At 37.1% G+C, this 17,807-nt stretch carries 21 protein-coding genes; all 21 read right to left on the reverse strand.

Features of this window, described 5'->3' with window-relative positions:
• Positions 1-36: 36 nt before the first annotated feature.
• A complete protein-coding gene (locus MHH88_RS11725; RefSeq protein ID WP_339258211.1) occupies positions 37-192 on the reverse strand; it encodes an XkdX family protein in 156 nt (51 codons plus the stop codon).
• A gap of 1 nt (position 193) precedes the next feature.
• Positions 194-409, reverse strand: a complete 216-nt coding sequence (locus tag MHH88_RS11730) for a hypothetical protein (protein WP_339258213.1) — start codon at positions 407-409, stop codon at positions 194-196.
• Positions 409-2,580, reverse strand: coding sequence for a hypothetical protein (locus MHH88_RS11735; RefSeq protein ID WP_339258215.1), 2,172 nt, complete (start codon positions 2,578-2,580; stop codon positions 409-411). The genes MHH88_RS11730 and MHH88_RS11735 overlap by 1 nt, the downstream gene beginning before the upstream one ends.
• Before the next feature lies 1 nt (position 2,581).
• Entirely contained in the window at positions 2,582-3,181 is a 600-nt protein-coding gene (locus tag MHH88_RS11740) for a hypothetical protein (protein ID WP_339258217.1), read from the reverse strand.
• Positions 3,174-3,482, reverse strand: a complete 309-nt coding sequence (locus tag MHH88_RS11745; RefSeq protein ID WP_339258219.1) for a hypothetical protein — start codon at positions 3,480-3,482, stop codon at positions 3,174-3,176. The genes MHH88_RS11740 and MHH88_RS11745 overlap by 8 nt, the downstream gene beginning before the upstream one ends.
• Before the next feature lie 272 nt (positions 3,483-3,754).
• Positions 3,755-4,132 carry a putative phage tail protein gene (locus MHH88_RS11750; protein ID WP_339258220.1) on the reverse strand — a complete coding sequence of 126 codons (378 nt, stop codon included), beginning with the start codon at positions 4,130-4,132 and terminating at the stop codon, positions 3,755-3,757.
• A complete protein-coding gene (locus MHH88_RS11755) occupies positions 4,129-5,220 on the reverse strand; it encodes a baseplate J/gp47 family protein (protein ID WP_339258222.1) in 1,092 nt (363 codons plus the stop codon). The genes MHH88_RS11750 and MHH88_RS11755 overlap by 4 nt, the downstream gene beginning before the upstream one ends.
• Positions 5,213-5,629 carry a DUF2634 domain-containing protein gene (locus MHH88_RS11760; RefSeq protein WP_339258224.1) on the reverse strand — a complete coding sequence of 139 codons (417 nt, stop codon included), beginning with the start codon at positions 5,627-5,629 and terminating at the stop codon, positions 5,213-5,215. Before MHH88_RS11760 ends, MHH88_RS11755 begins: the two co-directional genes overlap by 8 nt.
• Complete coding sequence (locus MHH88_RS11765; RefSeq protein ID WP_258842865.1) at positions 5,605-6,060, reverse strand: DUF2577 domain-containing protein; 456 nt, start codon at positions 6,058-6,060, stop codon at positions 5,605-5,607. The genes MHH88_RS11760 and MHH88_RS11765 overlap by 25 nt, the downstream gene beginning before the upstream one ends.
• A complete protein-coding gene (locus tag MHH88_RS11770; RefSeq protein ID WP_339258227.1) occupies positions 6,057-6,959 on the reverse strand; it encodes a hypothetical protein in 903 nt (300 codons plus the stop codon). The genes MHH88_RS11765 and MHH88_RS11770 overlap by 4 nt, the downstream gene beginning before the upstream one ends.
• Positions 6,960-7,026: 67 nt before the next feature.
• Complete coding sequence (locus MHH88_RS11775; RefSeq protein ID WP_229386844.1) at positions 7,027-7,719, reverse strand: LysM peptidoglycan-binding domain-containing protein; 693 nt, start codon at positions 7,717-7,719, stop codon at positions 7,027-7,029.
• Positions 7,716-10,235 (reverse strand): tape measure protein, encoded by a 2,520-nt coding sequence (locus MHH88_RS11780; protein WP_339258230.1) that lies wholly within the window; start codon positions 10,233-10,235, stop codon positions 7,716-7,718. The genes MHH88_RS11775 and MHH88_RS11780 overlap by 4 nt, the downstream gene beginning before the upstream one ends.
• Positions 10,236-10,380: 145 nt before the next feature.
• Positions 10,381-10,791 carry an N-acetyltransferase gene (locus MHH88_RS11785; RefSeq protein ID WP_339258232.1) on the reverse strand — a complete coding sequence of 137 codons (411 nt, stop codon included), beginning with the start codon at positions 10,789-10,791 and terminating at the stop codon, positions 10,381-10,383.
• Positions 10,792-11,081: 290 nt separating this feature from the next.
• A complete protein-coding gene (locus MHH88_RS11790; protein WP_339258234.1) occupies positions 11,082-11,444 on the reverse strand; it encodes a hypothetical protein in 363 nt (120 codons plus the stop codon).
• A gap of 311 nt (positions 11,445-11,755) precedes the next feature.
• The gene (locus MHH88_RS11795; protein WP_339258236.1) at positions 11,756-12,346 is read right to left on the reverse strand and encodes a DUF4352 domain-containing protein; all 591 of its coding nucleotides are present in this window, start codon (positions 12,344-12,346) and stop codon (positions 11,756-11,758) included.
• Positions 12,347-12,673: 327 nt separating this feature from the next.
• Positions 12,674-13,237 (reverse strand): hypothetical protein, encoded by a 564-nt coding sequence (locus MHH88_RS11800; RefSeq protein WP_339258238.1) that lies wholly within the window; start codon positions 13,235-13,237, stop codon positions 12,674-12,676.
• 75 nt (positions 13,238-13,312) lie between these two features.
• Positions 13,313-13,747 carry a hypothetical protein gene (locus MHH88_RS11805; protein WP_339258240.1) on the reverse strand — a complete coding sequence of 145 codons (435 nt, stop codon included), beginning with the start codon at positions 13,745-13,747 and terminating at the stop codon, positions 13,313-13,315.
• A 181-nt stretch (positions 13,748-13,928) separates the two neighbouring features.
• Entirely contained in the window at positions 13,929-15,029 is a 1,101-nt protein-coding gene (locus MHH88_RS11810) for a hypothetical protein (RefSeq protein WP_339258242.1), read from the reverse strand.
• A 476-nt stretch (positions 15,030-15,505) separates the two neighbouring features.
• Positions 15,506-15,907, reverse strand: a complete 402-nt coding sequence (locus MHH88_RS11815) for a phage portal protein (protein WP_229386853.1) — start codon at positions 15,905-15,907, stop codon at positions 15,506-15,508.
• A gap of 13 nt (positions 15,908-15,920) precedes the next feature.
• Complete coding sequence (locus tag MHH88_RS11820; RefSeq protein ID WP_339258245.1) at positions 15,921-16,385, reverse strand: phage tail tube protein; 465 nt, start codon at positions 16,383-16,385, stop codon at positions 15,921-15,923.
• A gap of 16 nt (positions 16,386-16,401) precedes the next feature.
• Complete coding sequence (locus tag MHH88_RS11825; RefSeq protein ID WP_339258247.1) at positions 16,402-17,697, reverse strand: phage tail sheath C-terminal domain-containing protein; 1,296 nt, start codon at positions 17,695-17,697, stop codon at positions 16,402-16,404.
• Positions 17,698-17,807: the final 110 nt, after the last annotated feature.

A 17,807-nucleotide genomic window follows, 5' to 3' on the forward strand; every position in this document is an offset into this window, starting at 1 on the left:
ACAGATTACCTTTAAGGAGTAACAACAAAAATAACTCTAAGCCTCTGCTTTCCTATTTTTTAAGGAATAATTATCGCCAGTAATCTCTTTATACTGTTCTGCTGTTATCTTCCCAGCTTCTACAGCATCGCCAACCATTTCCTTTGTCCAGTATTTAGGGTAAAAGCCATTAATCATTTTTAACCAATCCATCTTACAGAACCCCTTTCATCATCAATTGATATGTTAAATCTGCTTGATTACTATTTAACTCTACAATCCTTAAATCCTTCATAACCGATTCGTAGGCTAATTGAGCGTTAATTGCTACTAATCGTTCGGTTTTTTCTTCTTGCGTTTCATCGACACCAAATTTCTTCATTTCACCAAGTGTACCGTCCAAACTTCGTATTTTATATTGAAATGCCATTAGTCCACCGCCCCTGTTATCAGATGTATTTTGTGATTAGATGCCAAGTCCTTACGTGTTAGCGTAATTTTTAATACAATTCGTTGTTTAGCTTCCATTTCTTTATGCTCAAATGTGTCCTCCACGACACCTTGTTTGGCTGTGATGGGTGCTGTATTCACTGGTGTTAACACCGTGTATTGCTCTGGCTCACCCTTTGCCGTCATGGATACTTCCACTTTTATTTCAAGTGCTTCATCTCGTTGAATAAACAATAAAACGCCCTTTGCAGATCCGCTAGGCGGCTCGATTTGGTAACGAGCAACGGATTGTAAAATAGGCGTTTTCACTTCTTTTTTATTTAGTTGTATCGTTTTACTTGTCTTGGCTCCGTAATTATCTACGACCTCAAGAACAATTGTATTTTCACCCGTTATTAATTGTGCTAGCTTTACATCAAACTCCCACGCACCACCCGAACCACTGTAAATTTCCACTGGCTCACCTGCGTTGATACTGCTTGTCACCTTTACTGTCGCATTCGCATCGTCATCTGATGCTTTACCGGATATTTTAAATGAATCAGTATCAACAACACCAGAAGGTACTACAGCATCCACCGATAACAACGGTGCTCTATTCGGTACGACCGAAAACCTTCGTTCTATTTTTGGAGAGATTCCTTTTTCGGTATCCTCTGCCCATACAAATAATTTTTGAATGGTTCCTTCGGATAGTTGGCCTGTAATAGCCGTTTTACCCTGATAGAGCTTGCCACCTTTAAAAGTTAACTGCTTTGTTAAAGGGAATCTTACCTGACTTAGGTTGGTCGCTAATATTTTACGAGGCTCCTCATTGATCTGATAATACACCGTAACGGATTGATCTGCATCAGAATCAAAAGCTGTTCCTTCGATATTTAGCGTATCATTTTCATATAATCTCACGTTGCCAGATGGACTCCGTAACGATACAGTAGGAGCTACATTGTGTTCGATTGTCAATATATCTGAATGGATATAATCGGAATACACATTGCTTGTATTTTTTGCTCGCACACGTAGTTCTAATGTTGTATGTGTTGGATTAGCACTAATTTGCAAGCTACGTGTAAGCGTATTGTTGTATGAAAATGATGTCCAATCATCTGTGCTATTATATCGGTAATCTACTTCATAAAGTGCGAGATTAGCAGCCTGAGATGCACCAAATGTGATGTTTACCGTCTCGTTTGGTTTGAACTTTTTGCCTTGTGTTGGGGTTGTAAATGGACCAGGCGGTGCAATGGCTTGATTGACACGACTGCCTCTGACATACCAATAACCATCACTATGTTTTTTGTTCGTTGGATAAGCCGTTTCTTCTGCAACGATGCCCGATTGCACTAAACCACCTTGAGCAGTTTTAAATTGATTCCAATAATAGTTGGGCTTTGTTACTGGATAAACACTACTTGTCCGATAGCTTGATTCTAAATTTCTAGCATCGACTGCTTTTACTCTAAATTGAATGCTTGTAGATGTTGGAATTGTATAGGAAAAACTATTCGTTGTGGGTGTCCCGATTTGTGTAAACGACCCACCATTTACAGCAGCTTCTAATACGTACCTAGACAAAGTATGATTCGAATTTGACGATACCCACCATGCGATGGTTTTCCGATCACCGATTTGTAAAGTGCCCGTTGGTTGCGTAAATTCGCCAGGGGTTGCCGGTCGTGTTGGGGGTGTTGTCGTAACCACCGCACCTCTCTCGTACCAATAACCATCTGCGTTTCTTCCACCATTTACATAGGCATTGGCATGGCCTATGATATTAGCTTGCACTAATGAGCCTTTCGTATAAGAAGATATCCCTTTGCCCACATACCCTCTTTGCTCTATTCCACTGACATTCGTATTGCTAACGTAGCTAACTTGAATCTTCACAGGGATTCCTTCAAGAACATCAATTCGATAATACGTTGTTCCTTCTTTTAAAATTTTTCGAGGATCCAATGCATCTAAACTGCCAATTTGAAATCTGACTGGACCAACGCCAATTGCTTTCCCATCATCAGTAAAAGAATAAGAAGTATACCACGTATACATTTGATTAAAATGAAAACTAACAGGTTGCGGATTATTCCACGCACTAATAAAATAAGGATTTGTTAGGATCGATTGATACTTATTCCAATAATATCGAACCACGCTACATCACCTCGATTAATTCAACATCATAAGTCTGCCACTCACCAAAACGCATTTCAGCCTTTACATAATCCATATCCACATTACTACGAGCTACTTTTGCACCTTTTTTGTATGTTGTAGCAACTGCTGATACCTTAATCATGTCTGTACCTACTTCTGTTATCATCACGTCTTCACTATGTTCATTATCGTAAATAGTCACTTGTGTCTTTGCTGTAAAACCTTCTACACTAGCTACTTTTAATGTTGTTGCCCCGACTTCAACTGCCTCGATAATTTCGGTCAACGTTTTATCTAACTTGATTTTGTTAGTGTTACCGTCCAGTGTATCGGCAAATGTACCGGAGTTACCTGGTACACGACCGTCGAGTTCCAACCGAACGCGCATGCGTTCCATCTGTCGGTACATTTCAATCATAAAACGATACGCGTTATAAATACCCCACTCGAAATTGTTTGCATATTCAGCCATATAAGTTGTCCCAATTTCGATTATTTCCCCCGTGAGAGGGTCTTTAACATCATCTTGCCATTCAGTTCGCGTATATGGATTCTCCTTAAAATTTAATGGAATTTCACTATTCATATAGTTACCCATTTACATTCACTTCCTTCGATTCAAGTTGGAGAGGAAATGCAATAACATATCCATTTGAACCTTTTTGATAGTTCATTGTTTTTACGTACATTTCACGCCCATAACGATCAACTAAAGCAGCACGTGTGACCAAGCCCTGTTCTGTGGACAATTTCACGTACTTTCTTAGTCCATATTTTGTGCTAGTATGATAGATTTCTTTATCGTAAATGACACCATCTATGGTTACCTTCGCACTAACTGTAAGACTATTTAAAAATTGTTGCGTTAAATCTATCATTAATGGTTGTATTTCGTTCAATCACTTACACCTCCCGCTCTAAATCGACCACAAACGCGAGTACCTGTATGAAAACCATATATTCCAGTAGCAACGCTTATCATTTCTCTTCCGATTGCCCCATGCACTTGCGCTGTTTTAAAACGACCACAAATTTTATAATGTAGCGCCCATCCATATGTGCCTCCTATAACAACTAGACACTCCTTTAACGCTAGGATTGTCGTTAGTAAATCAATGTTTAACGGTACAATGCGTTCAACTAGTTTTATAACCTCATTGTAGTAAATTGATTATTCAACATCGATTGCTACTTCCATTTCAAATTGATGACTATTTAATAAAATTTGATGCTTGTTTTCACCGACTAGTCCCGTCAGTGTCTTGATTAAATACTCCAATACATAGGGCGTAATTTCTTGCATGCGCCCCAGTAATCGCAGTTTTCGGAAATTCAATGTTTCATTTTTTGGATCTGCGCGAATACCAAAATCTTTTTCTCTTATCGCTATAGCAGCCTCACTTGAAGTTAAAATAAATTGATCATTATCCATACTAAAAAGAACTTCGCTAAGTTGGTCCCAGTTCACTGTAACTGTATTGGACAACTCTCGAAACTCTTTAATCTCTTGATAATAAGAAGGTAACTCATCTAAAAAAGTATTTGTCATAAACTCACTTCCTTCAACATTACCTTCTTAAGCACCGGAATTTCTTCAACCAATGTAATGTTGTTAGCTACGTCATTCAATCGTGTAGAAGCAATATCCTCAATTCCCTCAATCTCTAATAGCCTAGATTCGATATGCGTAATTCGGACATGGATGTCTACATCCTTCATCCAATTTGCTCGAAGTTCAACGAAATACGCTTCTAGCGTTTCATTTACTTGCGCTTCAATTTGACCGACCGTTACCCCGTTCAACATTACTTCGCATGCCACATTAATTTCTTCTCTCCCCACCCCTTGGACTGTTACCTTATGTCCTATCGGTGCAGTTCCATAGCCTTCTCCTTTAAACTCGGTAGGATCTATTAGCTCTTGAACATGGGAGACAAATTCCGATGTAGGTGCGTTAAAATCAGTATCAATAATTATTACTTGAACCGTTCCACCACCATAGGGGGCACGTCTTAATCGCACACCCCCAACACCTTGAATGGCCATCACTTTTTTCTTATAATCAGCACGATTACCACCAAAAGCTTTTTCACGGATATGTTCTAGATACTTTTGATATAGTGAAGCATCGGTTTCGTCATCTTCTCCTGGTACCAGTACATCAGCTAATATGGCTTTACCGAGCGTATTATTTGCTTCAAGTGGTAGCATTTCGCCATAGTCTTTATTGCCGACTGCCCCAGCGGTTTGCGCTTCCACCTTGTATGCACCCGCTTCCAGTCGTTCTGTCACATGATAGACAAGTGCATCTAAACGGTATCGGCTTCCAATCGGTACTTCAAGAGGTTGACCATCCCCATCTGTAAATAGAGCGCGGCGAATCGCCTTGCCCGCCTTTTTACGTTCCACTCCATGTTCATTCACTCGTTTTTCAAGATCCATACCATCTGCAGTAACTGCAAACGTACGGCGATACAGTATAGCCATATCCCAATACATTTCAGCGACCTTTAATGCTGTTGGAGCAAGGGCATCATAAATGACACTGCCCTCCCGCTTATCAACATCATTCGGGACACGTTCCAGCATTTCAGCTAAGATGCCATCAAACGTTTTGGATTCTAGGTAATCAAGCAATCCGTATCGCCTCCTTTAACAGACTGACATCACCATAAATTGTTCTTGCAGTAAATGTCACTAACACATCTTCTTTTGACGTAAATTCAAGACTGAAATTTTCAAGAGAGTTGATGCGTTCATCTTGAAGTATTGCTTCATGTATACGCCTAGCTAAATCACCACGCACATACAACTCATCGTAACCCATCATGTTTTGAAAACCGTAATTATGTGTATAAATGAGGTGTTTAAAACGAATTGTGTGCAGCACTTTGAAAATGGCTTGTTCCATCGCTTTTTGCCCATCAATAAATCCACTGCAACAACCCCGCTTGAAATCCAGTTGATATGTTCGAGTGGGTAATGCAACAGCGTCCACTACTTCAATATCAGGTGTAATCGTTATTCTTTCTGTGGGTAGTACCATACCCTATCACCTTCCCTGTATCGGTCTGATACAAAATACTTTTGACCGCCTTGAACGCGATGTAATACTACTTTATCGCCTATTTTTAGGCCATCTTCAAATACAATCTTTGCATACTTCATTTCATAGTCTTCATAAGGAATTGCACTCGCTTCACCTTGACTTTTTCGTTTGGAACTTGCTTGCTTTCCCTCATCACCGATTTGTCTTTTCGTGTAGTTTGTAGGGTACTGGAATTGAATACTTACCACTCTTTCATGGCGAGTTAGATGTTCGGCCACAAGTAAAAACTCATCCGTTAAGATGAGTTTTGAGTGCAATTCAATTTTTAATGGCTTTGCTTCTATGACTTTTCCAAACACAATATTTACTGGATTGGACGCATGAAAAGCTGCCATTGCCGTCGTTTTGATTAACTCTAGTAAACTCATGAAATCACCTTCAATTCTAAGCTCATCGTATGGACATTAGCTGACCAATCGTGCGTACATGCTTCCACTAAAAACAGTTGTTTCAGTCCTAATTTCTCGATGTAGATATACACCATCTTTCCTGCACGCACTCGCCAATCACCTAAACATTTTAATGCCAGTTCCTTTTTCTCTTTGTTATGAACCGCAAGTAATGCATTTAACAAACTGTCAATTTGAGCAGGTGTCATATTGTCATCAACCTTTTTGTAATATTGTAATTGACCCCACTTCGCGATATTACGACTATCCTGTGCAATAAATACTCGACGTTTGGAAGCTTTTTTATCATCTAAAACTAGTTTTACACGATTGTAAGAATCCTCAATGGATACCGAATAATCAAAGTCATATAAAAGACTTTCCTCCCCTATATAAAAGTCTGTAGGTGGTATAACTAAATCACGAATATTATACAAACCAAGTGTGCCGAAATCATCGAGAAAGACAAAGCTTTGGTTCGTGGCTACGATAGCCGAATCAATATATTTCATGATGACATCCAATGCTTTTTTATCTTCTTCAATCATTCCAGGCGCTATAAACCCTGTTTTCGCTATAGTACTTAACTTACGTCCTGCTAGACCGCAAATACGCTCAATTGCTTTTTCAGCTAACATTGGTGGGATAAAAAAAGAATCGTTATACATGAAGTATTTCAATTGATCGTAAGCCGTAATGTGAAATTCACTACTTACACCAAAGCTGGCTTTAAATGAATAGCCATAAAATACTTTGTGTTGACCATCCATTACTCTAACAATCGCTCCAGAAGCGATGGTATATTCAAGTGGCTTTGGGTTAAGCAAATGCACAGTAAGTTCTGATGCTTTCCCTGTTTTTTCAGTCTTCCAACTCAACGATGTAACAGGCACTTCACAGATATTTCCATCCCGATTATCGATTAAAACCTCAATACCTCACACCTCATTTCTTAGCCGTCCATTCAGGCGGGATTTTAACTTTTAAACCGATAGGTAATTTTCTTAAATCACTATCTTTAATGCCATTCAACGATTGTAGAGCTTTATAATTCGCTCCATTTCCGGTGTATTTTTGCGCAATTTTCCAAAGCGAATCGCCCTTCACCAAACTATACGTCTGTGGTATAGGTTTAGGATTATCCCTTGGCGCTTCCTTTTTTACAACTTGTTGCGATGTCTTTTGATTAACCGGTGCTGTAGTCTTTTTCACAAGCTCCATTTTCTTAAAACCAAAGGGAACATATTTTTTAAAAGAGATGGTGTAATCAACGTCAGCTGTCCCAAATTGTTGTTTATATTCAAATGATTCAATCGTCACTTGTTCGTTAACTGAAAAAGAACCACCAACAAAAATAAAGCGGATCACCGTTTCATCGGCCATCCACTTGTTAAATTGCTCAATATATTGTTTCGGCTCTCTAAACTGCGTCTCTGCATAATGGGTATCCACTGCAGGAAAAAATGATGAAAATGAAAATTCCTGTAGCTGCATTGGTTTCGGGACATTGACTGTGCCCGTTTTAGCAATCTGAAATTGCTCTCCATCGGCATCCTGTTTAAATGGTAATTCAGGAGGATTGACGGGAATACGAAATCCTTCTTGATCGTTGTTGGCACTTAGATAAATTCCTATCATCCATATACCCCCTCTACTGAACGACTTTGCTCATCTTTCAACCCTTGTGTAATCACTTTTATAACATCATTTACATCCACTTTTTCATGAATATCGCCAGTAAAATAAAACTTCGGTTCACTTTGAATATGCTGCACAATCGTTTTACTGTTATTGGTGATAGGTGAGGCCGAAACCTTTTCTCGTACTTCGTTTGAGACTGTAACATCATCTCTAATAGGAGCATTCAATGCTTGTGATACATAGTCGTTTATTTTCGCTACATGGCCATTCGTATGGGACAAATCGCCGAACTTAGTCAGCATTTTTTCCATTGCACTACCTGTTGTATCGTCGAAATGATTATAGACCTGTACATTTGGTGTAAGCGAAACAATGTTGTGAATGGCTTTCCCTTCTGCAATATCTTTAAATAATTCGAGATATTCGTCTGCAAGATTGACTTTGTCTTCAATCTTACCGACTTTATCCAGTTTTCCACCTTTTAATTTCCCATCTTTTCGTTTTCCTTTATCAGGATCACCCGAAGCACCTATTTTAGATGCGGACGGCGCGGTATTCACCACGTCATCCATCAAACTGAATTTATCTAAAAATGGATTTTCTTTTTCTTTTTTCTCCCCTAATCCCATAACATTTTTGGCTTTTTCCACGAGTCCACCTAATTTTTCACTGCCAGCTATCATGCCGTTATATGCCCATTCGTTCGCCTTATTGAATGCATTTGGAATGTTCATTAGCTTGGTTTTAGGTAAGCTGACTACGTTTTTATCACTCGTTGGCGGCTTTAAATTGCCCACAAAATTTTGCCAATGCTTTGTAACGACGTTAGATTTACCAGTCTGTAATTCACCTATAGTGCCTATATCAACACCAGGTATTTTATTGAGGAGGTTAATTAATCCATTCACTGCCTTGATAGCAATATTTGCACCTGCTACAAAGACGTTACCGAGTACTGTTGCAACCTTGTCAAAACTGCTTGCCATCGTAGACATATTATCGACCACCATCATGACCAAATCATAAAATAACTTTTTCACCGCATATACAGGGTCAATAAATAAGTTAATAAAAAATTCTGCAAAGGTTGTGAGGAAGTTCGCTATATTGGCAAATGTATTAAAGATAAACGCCCCTAATGCGCCAAAAATGCCTGCAACAAAACCTATTACTGTAGCTGTTTGTTCTCCCCACATCACCATGGCCGTTACTATAAAAGCGATAACAGCGATTATCGCAATTAACACCCATGTAATCGGACTTGCTAAATAGGCTGCGTTTACAACCCATTGTGCAGCTGCCCAAGCCAGCGTGGCAACACGTATTAAGCCTAAAACTGCATATTTGCCTGCTAGTATTGCGACTATGGAACCGATAACAGTACCCATTATCACAAGGACAGGCACGACCCAACTAGCATTATCATACATAAACTGCCCGACTGCTCCAATAATGGTATACAAAGTTTCTAGTGCATCAAACACAAGTGATAATCCAGCTACAAAGAGATTGATAAACACCATGGCATGACCTGCTAACACGCCAAATGCTTTTGAATTAACAAACTGTCTTAAGCGTATAAATAACGGTTCAAATGCTCTTTGTGCCCAGTTATTAAAGACTGTCATAGCATCAGCAAAGGTTAATGGCAATTTGCTGAATTTATCTTCAATATCATTTGCAGCTTCGAATAATGATTTTTTGATGATATCAGCCGTTATTTTACCCTCAGAAGAGAGTTTTTTCATTTCACCCATACTTACCCCCATAGCGTTTGCTATTGCTTTCGCTAATAACGGAGCGTTTTCAGTAATGGATACAAATTCATCACCCTGTAACCGTCCAGAAGCTAAGGCTTGTGTTAATTGATGCATACCTGCAGCTTTTTCTTGTGCGCCTGCACCTGATACTGCAAATGACTTATTCATTAGTTCTGCAAATCGAATGGCTTCATTATTACTTGAGAAAGCATCACCCGCTAATAAATTTAACTTGGAGACACTCTCAGCCATATCATTATACGAACCTAAACTACGTTGGGCTGCCCTATAAATCTTATCCTGTAACTCCTTCTGTGTTTGTGACCCATCATTGATATTGGCAAGACGTGCATTGACATTACTATAAGCATCAGAAGCGCTTACTAACTTTTTAAATCCTTCTATCAAAGCTTGGACAGACAATATAGCAGCCGCAAACCCTGTAAATTTACTTAAAAATCGCCCAACACCATTTGTGGCGGCAGCTATACCGCCTGAGGTTCCTCTAAATTTATCACCCAAAGCACCCACATTTTGCTGGGCTAGTCTCGCACTAGTTCTTAATCGATTGATGGCGGTAGTAGCACTTTCAATATCTCGCCTTGCACGCTGCAGACTACGCATATCCATACTTCGACTGGATGTGTTATGCATCTGTTCCATTGCACGGATTGTGCTATTCATCGCTTTCATCATCTTTTGTAAAGTGCCTGTCATTTTGTCTGTTAAGGTCATGGTTGTTCGAACAGACAAGTGTATCAACCCCCTTTATAGGCATAATAAAAAGCCACTCAAATTGAATGGCTTGATTAGATATTTAATAAGTTTTTATAAAAAGGTATTTATTTGATGAGCGTTATTGAACTAAAACATCTCAAAAATTGAAGAAAACCTAATCCTATTCAGCTTTTAAAATACATTGAAATCGTTCTACACCAGGATATTTTTCTCCTAAACTTGTTATCTTAAATCCATATTTTCTATAAAAATTCACAGCATCTTTATCCGTTTCAGCAGACATAAAAGATACAGAATATTTCTCCAAAATAAAGCTAATCATTTTACTCCCAATGCCTATTCCTCTACAATCTGAAGATACTGCGATATGTTTTATTTCACAACGCTTTGGACCTAAAAGTTCTATTCCAATACAACCAGCAACCTCAGTTTCAAGGTCATATTTATATAACTTTCTTCCTGGTGATTGCATATATAAATCATATTCTTTCTCGACATTCTTTTCGGAGGTTGCGAAGGATAAAAGTTCTCTTACCTTAGGTTGAATAGATGTCGATTTAATCTCTTTCAATAAAACACGTCCCTTCTTGCATTAGACTAAAGCTTAAGTTTAAATAATGATTTTTCACAATATAAACATCTATATTAACATAAATATCCAAGTTAGGCACAATGAAGTAAGAAGGTAATACATAGTATTTTTAACTATGTATCACGAATCCTGATCTAAGAGAAGTGATTTATTCAAATAGCCTAAAATATAAAGGTGAACTGAAATTTACTCTTTTATATTATTTTTCATCTTTCCTTCTTGCCTCTCGTTTTATTTTATACAAAGAAAAAAGCACTCACGAGGAGTGCTTAAAACATCTTTTGCAAGAAAAGATTATAAATTTTCTCGTTGACTTCAATTAAACTTTTCTTTCCATCCTTGAATTCAATTGCTAAAATGTGAGTTCCTATATTTTTGGCAGATAAGCCCGCCAATAACCCAACTGGACCTAGTAACACACCACCGACTAATCCACGAGAAACCCCGCTAACTGCACTTTTTCTATGCTCTTCAGTTATTAACTCATAAGATTCGACTGTTTCTTTATTTAAGGGAAATTTTTTAGTAAAACCAGTAAATAAAAAAACTTCTTGCTTGCTAAAGAAACTTTGTTGACTAATCATTATATTCTTTCCTTCATAATCTCCTGCAATTACTTTATTACGAGCCAATTCAATTCCCCCTAATAGTAAGTAGAGTCATATGTAAATTTTGCGATTCCAAAAGTTTCATCTTCTAACTCTTGAATCCACACGTCAACTATCTTTTCGGAAACAGGACTAAACCTTACTGACCCGAATAAACGTTATTTTTTCTCACATAATCCCTCCTATACATAAATATACACAATTGAGGGATATTCTACTAGACCCAAACTAATTACTCTTTCCCATAGAAGTTAGACTGGATGGTCAGCTTTTTACTTAGATTGATTCATCATGCCATAATAAAAAGCCACTCAATGAGTGACTTTTTTATACTCTTAATTTAAATTTATCATTCCTGTTTCAGTACCCCAGAATCCGGTCTGTACTTTTAAATCGAGGCCCGTTAATCCTGGTGGAACTTCAAACACTACATTACCTGTTAAAGCTAGCCCAGGATTTATCCCCTCATATGTAAAGTATTTATCATCTGCTACAATAATAGACGATGGTGAATATTCAGCTCCATTACTAGAAATTAATTTAAAGAAACTTGAATCAGTATTAATCAGTTCTGTTCCATCATTACGAACAGTCACATTTACATTTAAAAACACTGCCCCTTCTGCATCGGGCCTATACTTCATAAAACCATTTGCCGCACTGATTTCATTAACCTCATCAATTGAATTTACTTTGAAAGCAACTTTACCTACAATCAGCTCTTCACCAATTCCAACATTTTTATTCTCTTCTGCACTAGATTCAGATTTTCCCTCACTATCTTCATTACTAGTTGAAGATGTAACAGGAGCTTTTTCTTTATCCGTTGATTTATTCGTATCATCGCCAACAAAAGCACCTACAATTATTATTAATACAATTAAAGCAACAATACCCCCACAACCAAACTTAAATGCCTTTTTCATAAAAAAATTCCTCCCTTTATAAAAAATTCATCTCAATATAAATATAAATATAAATAATCAGAGGAGATTCGACAATATTCGAAGCGAAAAAAATTGAATTTTCAAATAGAAAAACACCCTCAAATGAGAGTGTTTGACTTAATTTTAAGTTACGGAAAACTCTATTCCGATTTACGTATATGAAGTTCATAAAACATTATTGTCATTAACTTTTGACAACCAAGTACTATATATTTCACTCACCACACGTTTCTATAACGAATTAATAAAATTTCACTTATGATAAGGTTCTCTGTATCATAAGTGAGGTTTCTTAATATTCATTTATTAGTTAAACTGGAAGTTATCAAACTTTGCTGGTTTGAATTTGTTAAGAAATTCTTGTGTATTATCAGCCACAATTCCATATGGATTATCAGAATATTTATCAAAATACCCATATCCAAAATCTACCCATTCAAATACTCCTGTATCATTATTCAAAAGAAGTGATACTTGACCCATGTTGATAAGAATTTCACCGATATATGCTCTATGCCCGAAATCATTTCCGCCTGTCCATTCGCCAAAAAATGCCTCTTGAATAAAGTCTGATATATATTTGTTGTCATCTGTTTGCTTTAACAGACAAAGCGTAAATTCTGCACAAGTACTATTGCCATTTGCATCGTTTAGCCAATTGTCTTTGTTGACATATCGCTTTACAAATTCAGCAGGATTGAATTTTATTATTCCTGAAATGTAGCCTGACTTATTTTTGCTTCCTAATATTCGTGAATAAAAGTCTTTTAAATTATCATGTAATTTAAAGCCAATATTTTCTTCAACTAAGTTCCAATCAATCGCTATTGTTCCACCAGTTGTTTTTTGAAGTTCCTTTATTTTTGTCATTGTTACACTCCTCTCCAAATTCTAATTTATAGGAATTTTTCATAAAGCTGTATAAGTCTGATGCTCTCTAAATAACTAGATATCAGAACGTAAATTAATTTTCAGAATCATCTCGATTATAGGTGGGGTGAAGGTTTCTGGAATCATTGGTGAAGGCAAATTTCCAGTTCGATTTGTCAAACCGAATGACGCATCCTCTATGTCAATCCAATCTAATTCTTTATCATGGGGAATTTCGCCAATAAAATGATAATCTGCTACATAACAATATGTACCATCGTCATTTTCACAAGCTCTCCATACTTCAGCTTCTTTCCTTGGATCGACACCAAATTGTTCAAAAAACTGTTGAATTGCTGGAGATGTATGAATAATTGCCTTCGCATAGTAAGTACAATCGGAACAGCCACAATGTTCTTTGTCAGAAACTAAAGGAAGCTCTTTATACAATTCTTTTGTTTTTTGAACATCTACATTAACAATTTGTCCATTTAGAATAAATTGTTCCATCTTTACCTCGCCTCCTTCTGAAAACCCGCTATGCTATTTTAATTATATTACATAAACTTTCCAAACCGTCGTTTGGTAGCATATCTTAAAAAATTGATACTCCGCAATCTGGCCCTTTAATGAAACCGTGCGCTAATCCTTATTACAGAATCGCGCCCTTTAATTGAATAACTAATATAAACTAGTAGATAATTTCTTTAATTAACTTTTCAACAATATTCATTTCCTTATAAACGGTGGTTAACAAGTTTTCTAAAGATACAGATGTTAGTGTTTCTACCATAATTTCAAAATAGTTTTTGCTCAATGAAGGGGTAATCTCCTGTGAAAGCCTATAATGAAACAGATTATTTCTAAAAGTACTGCATTTAAATATTCTTTTATGAGTCTCTATTACTGCGGTAATCGTTTCTTGATGTTCTTCGAGAACTTCTAAATAGCCTGATTCAGAAGCGAAACCTATTGCTTGGACAGAGTAATAGTAAATCAATAATTGAATTCTGTATTTCAGTGGATGTTCGTCTATTAGTAAATCTAAAATATTAAGGGCGAAATTTAATTGACATTGCATATTCAGTAAATATAATGAAACTCTTTCATCTATAAAATTATTAAAAATATTTCTTCGTTTTTCTTCACTGTAGATATAATCTTGGTAAATGAAGTCTTCACAATCTACATTAGTAATGTAATCCTCTCGCTTCAAATTTGGTAGCGTTTGCCCTTCTAGCACAGAACAAAACTCGTTTATGTACATAGCGACCTGCATACTAAATTTGAATACATCCTTCCCAACTTCCCCTACACTTGAATTAAATGGTTTAATATATAAATTTATTTGACTACTGTTTGCATACGGCTTGTTTTTATAATAGAAAACACCTAAATCGTCTTGTCCGAATGCTTTTACATATACTAATTGTTCCTCAGTATAATCTTTTATTAACTCTTGATGAAATTTTTTTATTTCACTATTTAACATCTCTATTGAAGTTCTTAGTTTTTTTTTATCAGTAAGCAATTTGGAACTTACTCTTATTTTTTTGATAAGCTTCGTAAAACTCTCTCCATTGATATCTTCAAATTTACTAGAAAGTACAATAGTATCTTCAGTCAGAAAAAGACTATCAATTCCATCAACAATCATTGAAAGATACGGTAATAATGAATTTGAGATATTCGATTGAATATTTTTTGGTAAGTTTGTTAATCGGTAAATCATTTTTTTACATTCGTATACTTCACTGATTAACTGGCTTTTAGAGACTTGCAATAAATCCATATATACCACCTCGATTAATATCTACTTGCTTTATTCTCTTACGTTATCAACGGCTCTCTAGTTCGAAAATAGAGGTACTCTCACTGGCTCAAAACTATGCACTCATGGCTCAATTCATCAAAAATAATAAAGAGACAAAGATTCTGTTAAACTATGCTGTAATATAGTTTAAGTAAAATATTTCATAATGTCCATTCTAGCGATATCATAAGCTATACTCCATTAAATGGCCCGATTGTTGAATAACCTTTAAACAAAACGATTTAACTAACCTGCGCCACTAGTTTAAGTAAATTACCGCGATTACTTCTTCACAGCCTCCGCTTCTTTCTCCAACTCAATATCCAAACTAGCAATAATAAATGCGCGTTCCTTGCGACCCATACTTAAAAATGCAGTTGGCAGTATATTAAAACGATGCAGCGCAACGTGTGCATAGAAGGCTAATCCGTCGCGCTCATCGTCACTGCCCTGTATTAGTTTTTTACTTCTTCTACCTCATCTTCTAGCGCCTTATCAATACCGCTAATTTCCGATACCTTATCAGAGATTTGAGAGGCTTCACCTACCCAGAACATTGCGCCAAACAATTGTTCAGCACCACGGACACCGTAAGATGTTTGAAGCGCTGTATCGTTTAAGTCCGGATAAACAATTGAAGCCACGCTAATGCCTCGGTTATAGGCTACTGGATCAAATACACGTTCTTGACGCCCTTTTTTACCAGGTTTATTTTTAAAGCATCGATCATTAATAGCATCCGACTCTGCAGATGTTAACGGACGTAGTTGAATAGGTTCTGCAAAACGTTCTAACTTTAATTCTACAGGCTCGGCTTGTCTTACATTTTCTTTCATGAATGCTTTAAAATTACTCATTTACTGCTCCTCCTTATTGAATCACATTGAATTGGTTTAAGATTTCAAAATCGTCAAAGGTGAATGGAAACTCGTCTTTTAATGTGTCTGCACTATCGGCATCAATCATTGCTAACAGTGTTTTATCTGGAACAATATTTCGAACATCAACAGTTTGTCTACCTGCTGCACTTGTTATGTCTGCATTGACAATCGTTGCATCAAACATCGGCGATTTACCTGAACGTAGATACTCCACTGCCATTGCACGTACTTCTGGACGATGGTAGTACATCGTCATTTCACCAACACCTTTAGCCCCCACAATTTTAGAGCCTTCCATTCGAGCATTAAGACGTTTTACTTCGACTTTGTTGTATTCCACTTCTGCCTTAAACTTTAAAATTTCCGCAATTTCGAATGTACGTCCTTCGATATTAATAAACACCATGCCCTCACGCGAGGAGATGGCGTCTTTTGTTTGCATGACGTTTACCATACGCTATGCCCCTTTCCTATTTGCACTCAATTCGCATATATAATTTCTCCATGGCATCGATAAATTTAACTCCTAGTATTGCGAATACGGCATCTTTTTCTTCTCCTTGTTCAATCACAATATCTTCAGGTAAATAAGGTTCAATAACACCTAAACGCACATATGGATCAAGTACCGTTTTCATTAATTGTTTTTTAAACAAATCTCGACCATCCGCATTATTGATTACTTTCCCGATGAAATATTTTCTAAAAATATGTCGTGTGTTGTTTTCAATAATGGACATCCCTCGATCAATTTTTCCTTTTCGAAAATCTTGGTTCTTCGTCGGTGTAAATGAACGAAATGTATTAATATCTTGCTCCACTACGACTTCATCCTCATGTAGCGTATAGACAATATGGCCGTCTTTTAAGGCTTGAATGATTTCATCATTTGTCATCGTTTCCGCTTCAATCGCACCAGGATATTTTTCAAACGTCAATGAATTTACTGTAGACGCTGCAAATGCGGCACCAAACCAATACAAGGAATCTTTTGCCTCTAAGAATTCACCACCAGCAAGTAGGACACCATTTTTAATTGATACCGTACTTTCATGGTCTGAAGCATTGTAATTATTCGTTACGAACGTGACACGCTTACCGGCTTGTTGTCGTAACTCTTTCATCTTTAATGCAAGCAACGCCTTTGTGGTAGTTTCATCTGTACCATAAGCCACAACCTTAAAATTCAAGTTATCTAATGCGGATGCGAATTCAGAAATTGAATCATTGGTTGCAGCGACTGTAGTGCCTCCAGTAAGCGTCAAAATTGCATCACTGGATGGCAATGATCCGTTAAATATGACGTAATCATTAGGCTTTAACTCATCAAAAAAAGCGACATGTTGCGCGTCTACTTGAACAGCATCAACAAACGTTTTGACGGTTATATATTGATCTAACCCTTCTGTAGTCGTAACTTGAATCTTATTGCCATCAGTACCTCCGTATTTTGCTATGACCGTTAAACCATGCGCTGTTGCTTGTGCCTTCTGTCCTTCTCCATTTAAGTTGTAGAGATAGACATTGCTTGTAGCTTTGAAGGCTTCTCGAATCGGAAGTATATCACCAAGTGACTTGCCAAAAAGTGCTCTAAACTTTGTATTGGGAGAGAGTTTTATAAACTTCCCAACATCCCCCCAGTCAAGTGCTACAGGAACAACTAGAGCGCCATTAGAATCAAGGCCCATTGTATTTAAACTGTTTGATTCAAAATTGATATACGCATCAGGACGTACTTTATTTTGCGTTTCCCAAATACCACCCATTAGGCATTCACTCCTTTCTTCTTCCATTCTGCTACTAACTTGTCAGCTTCATTTTTTGTATAGGTTGCTCCATCTTGTAGCACAACCTCATATTCCAAGCGCTCTTTTGT

Origin of the sequence: Lysinibacillus sp. FSL K6-3209 (genome assembly GCF_037976175.1) — a bacterium.
In the GTDB taxonomy this organism is placed as follows: Bacteria; Bacillota; Bacilli; order Bacillales_A; family Planococcaceae; genus Lysinibacillus; species Lysinibacillus sphaericus_D.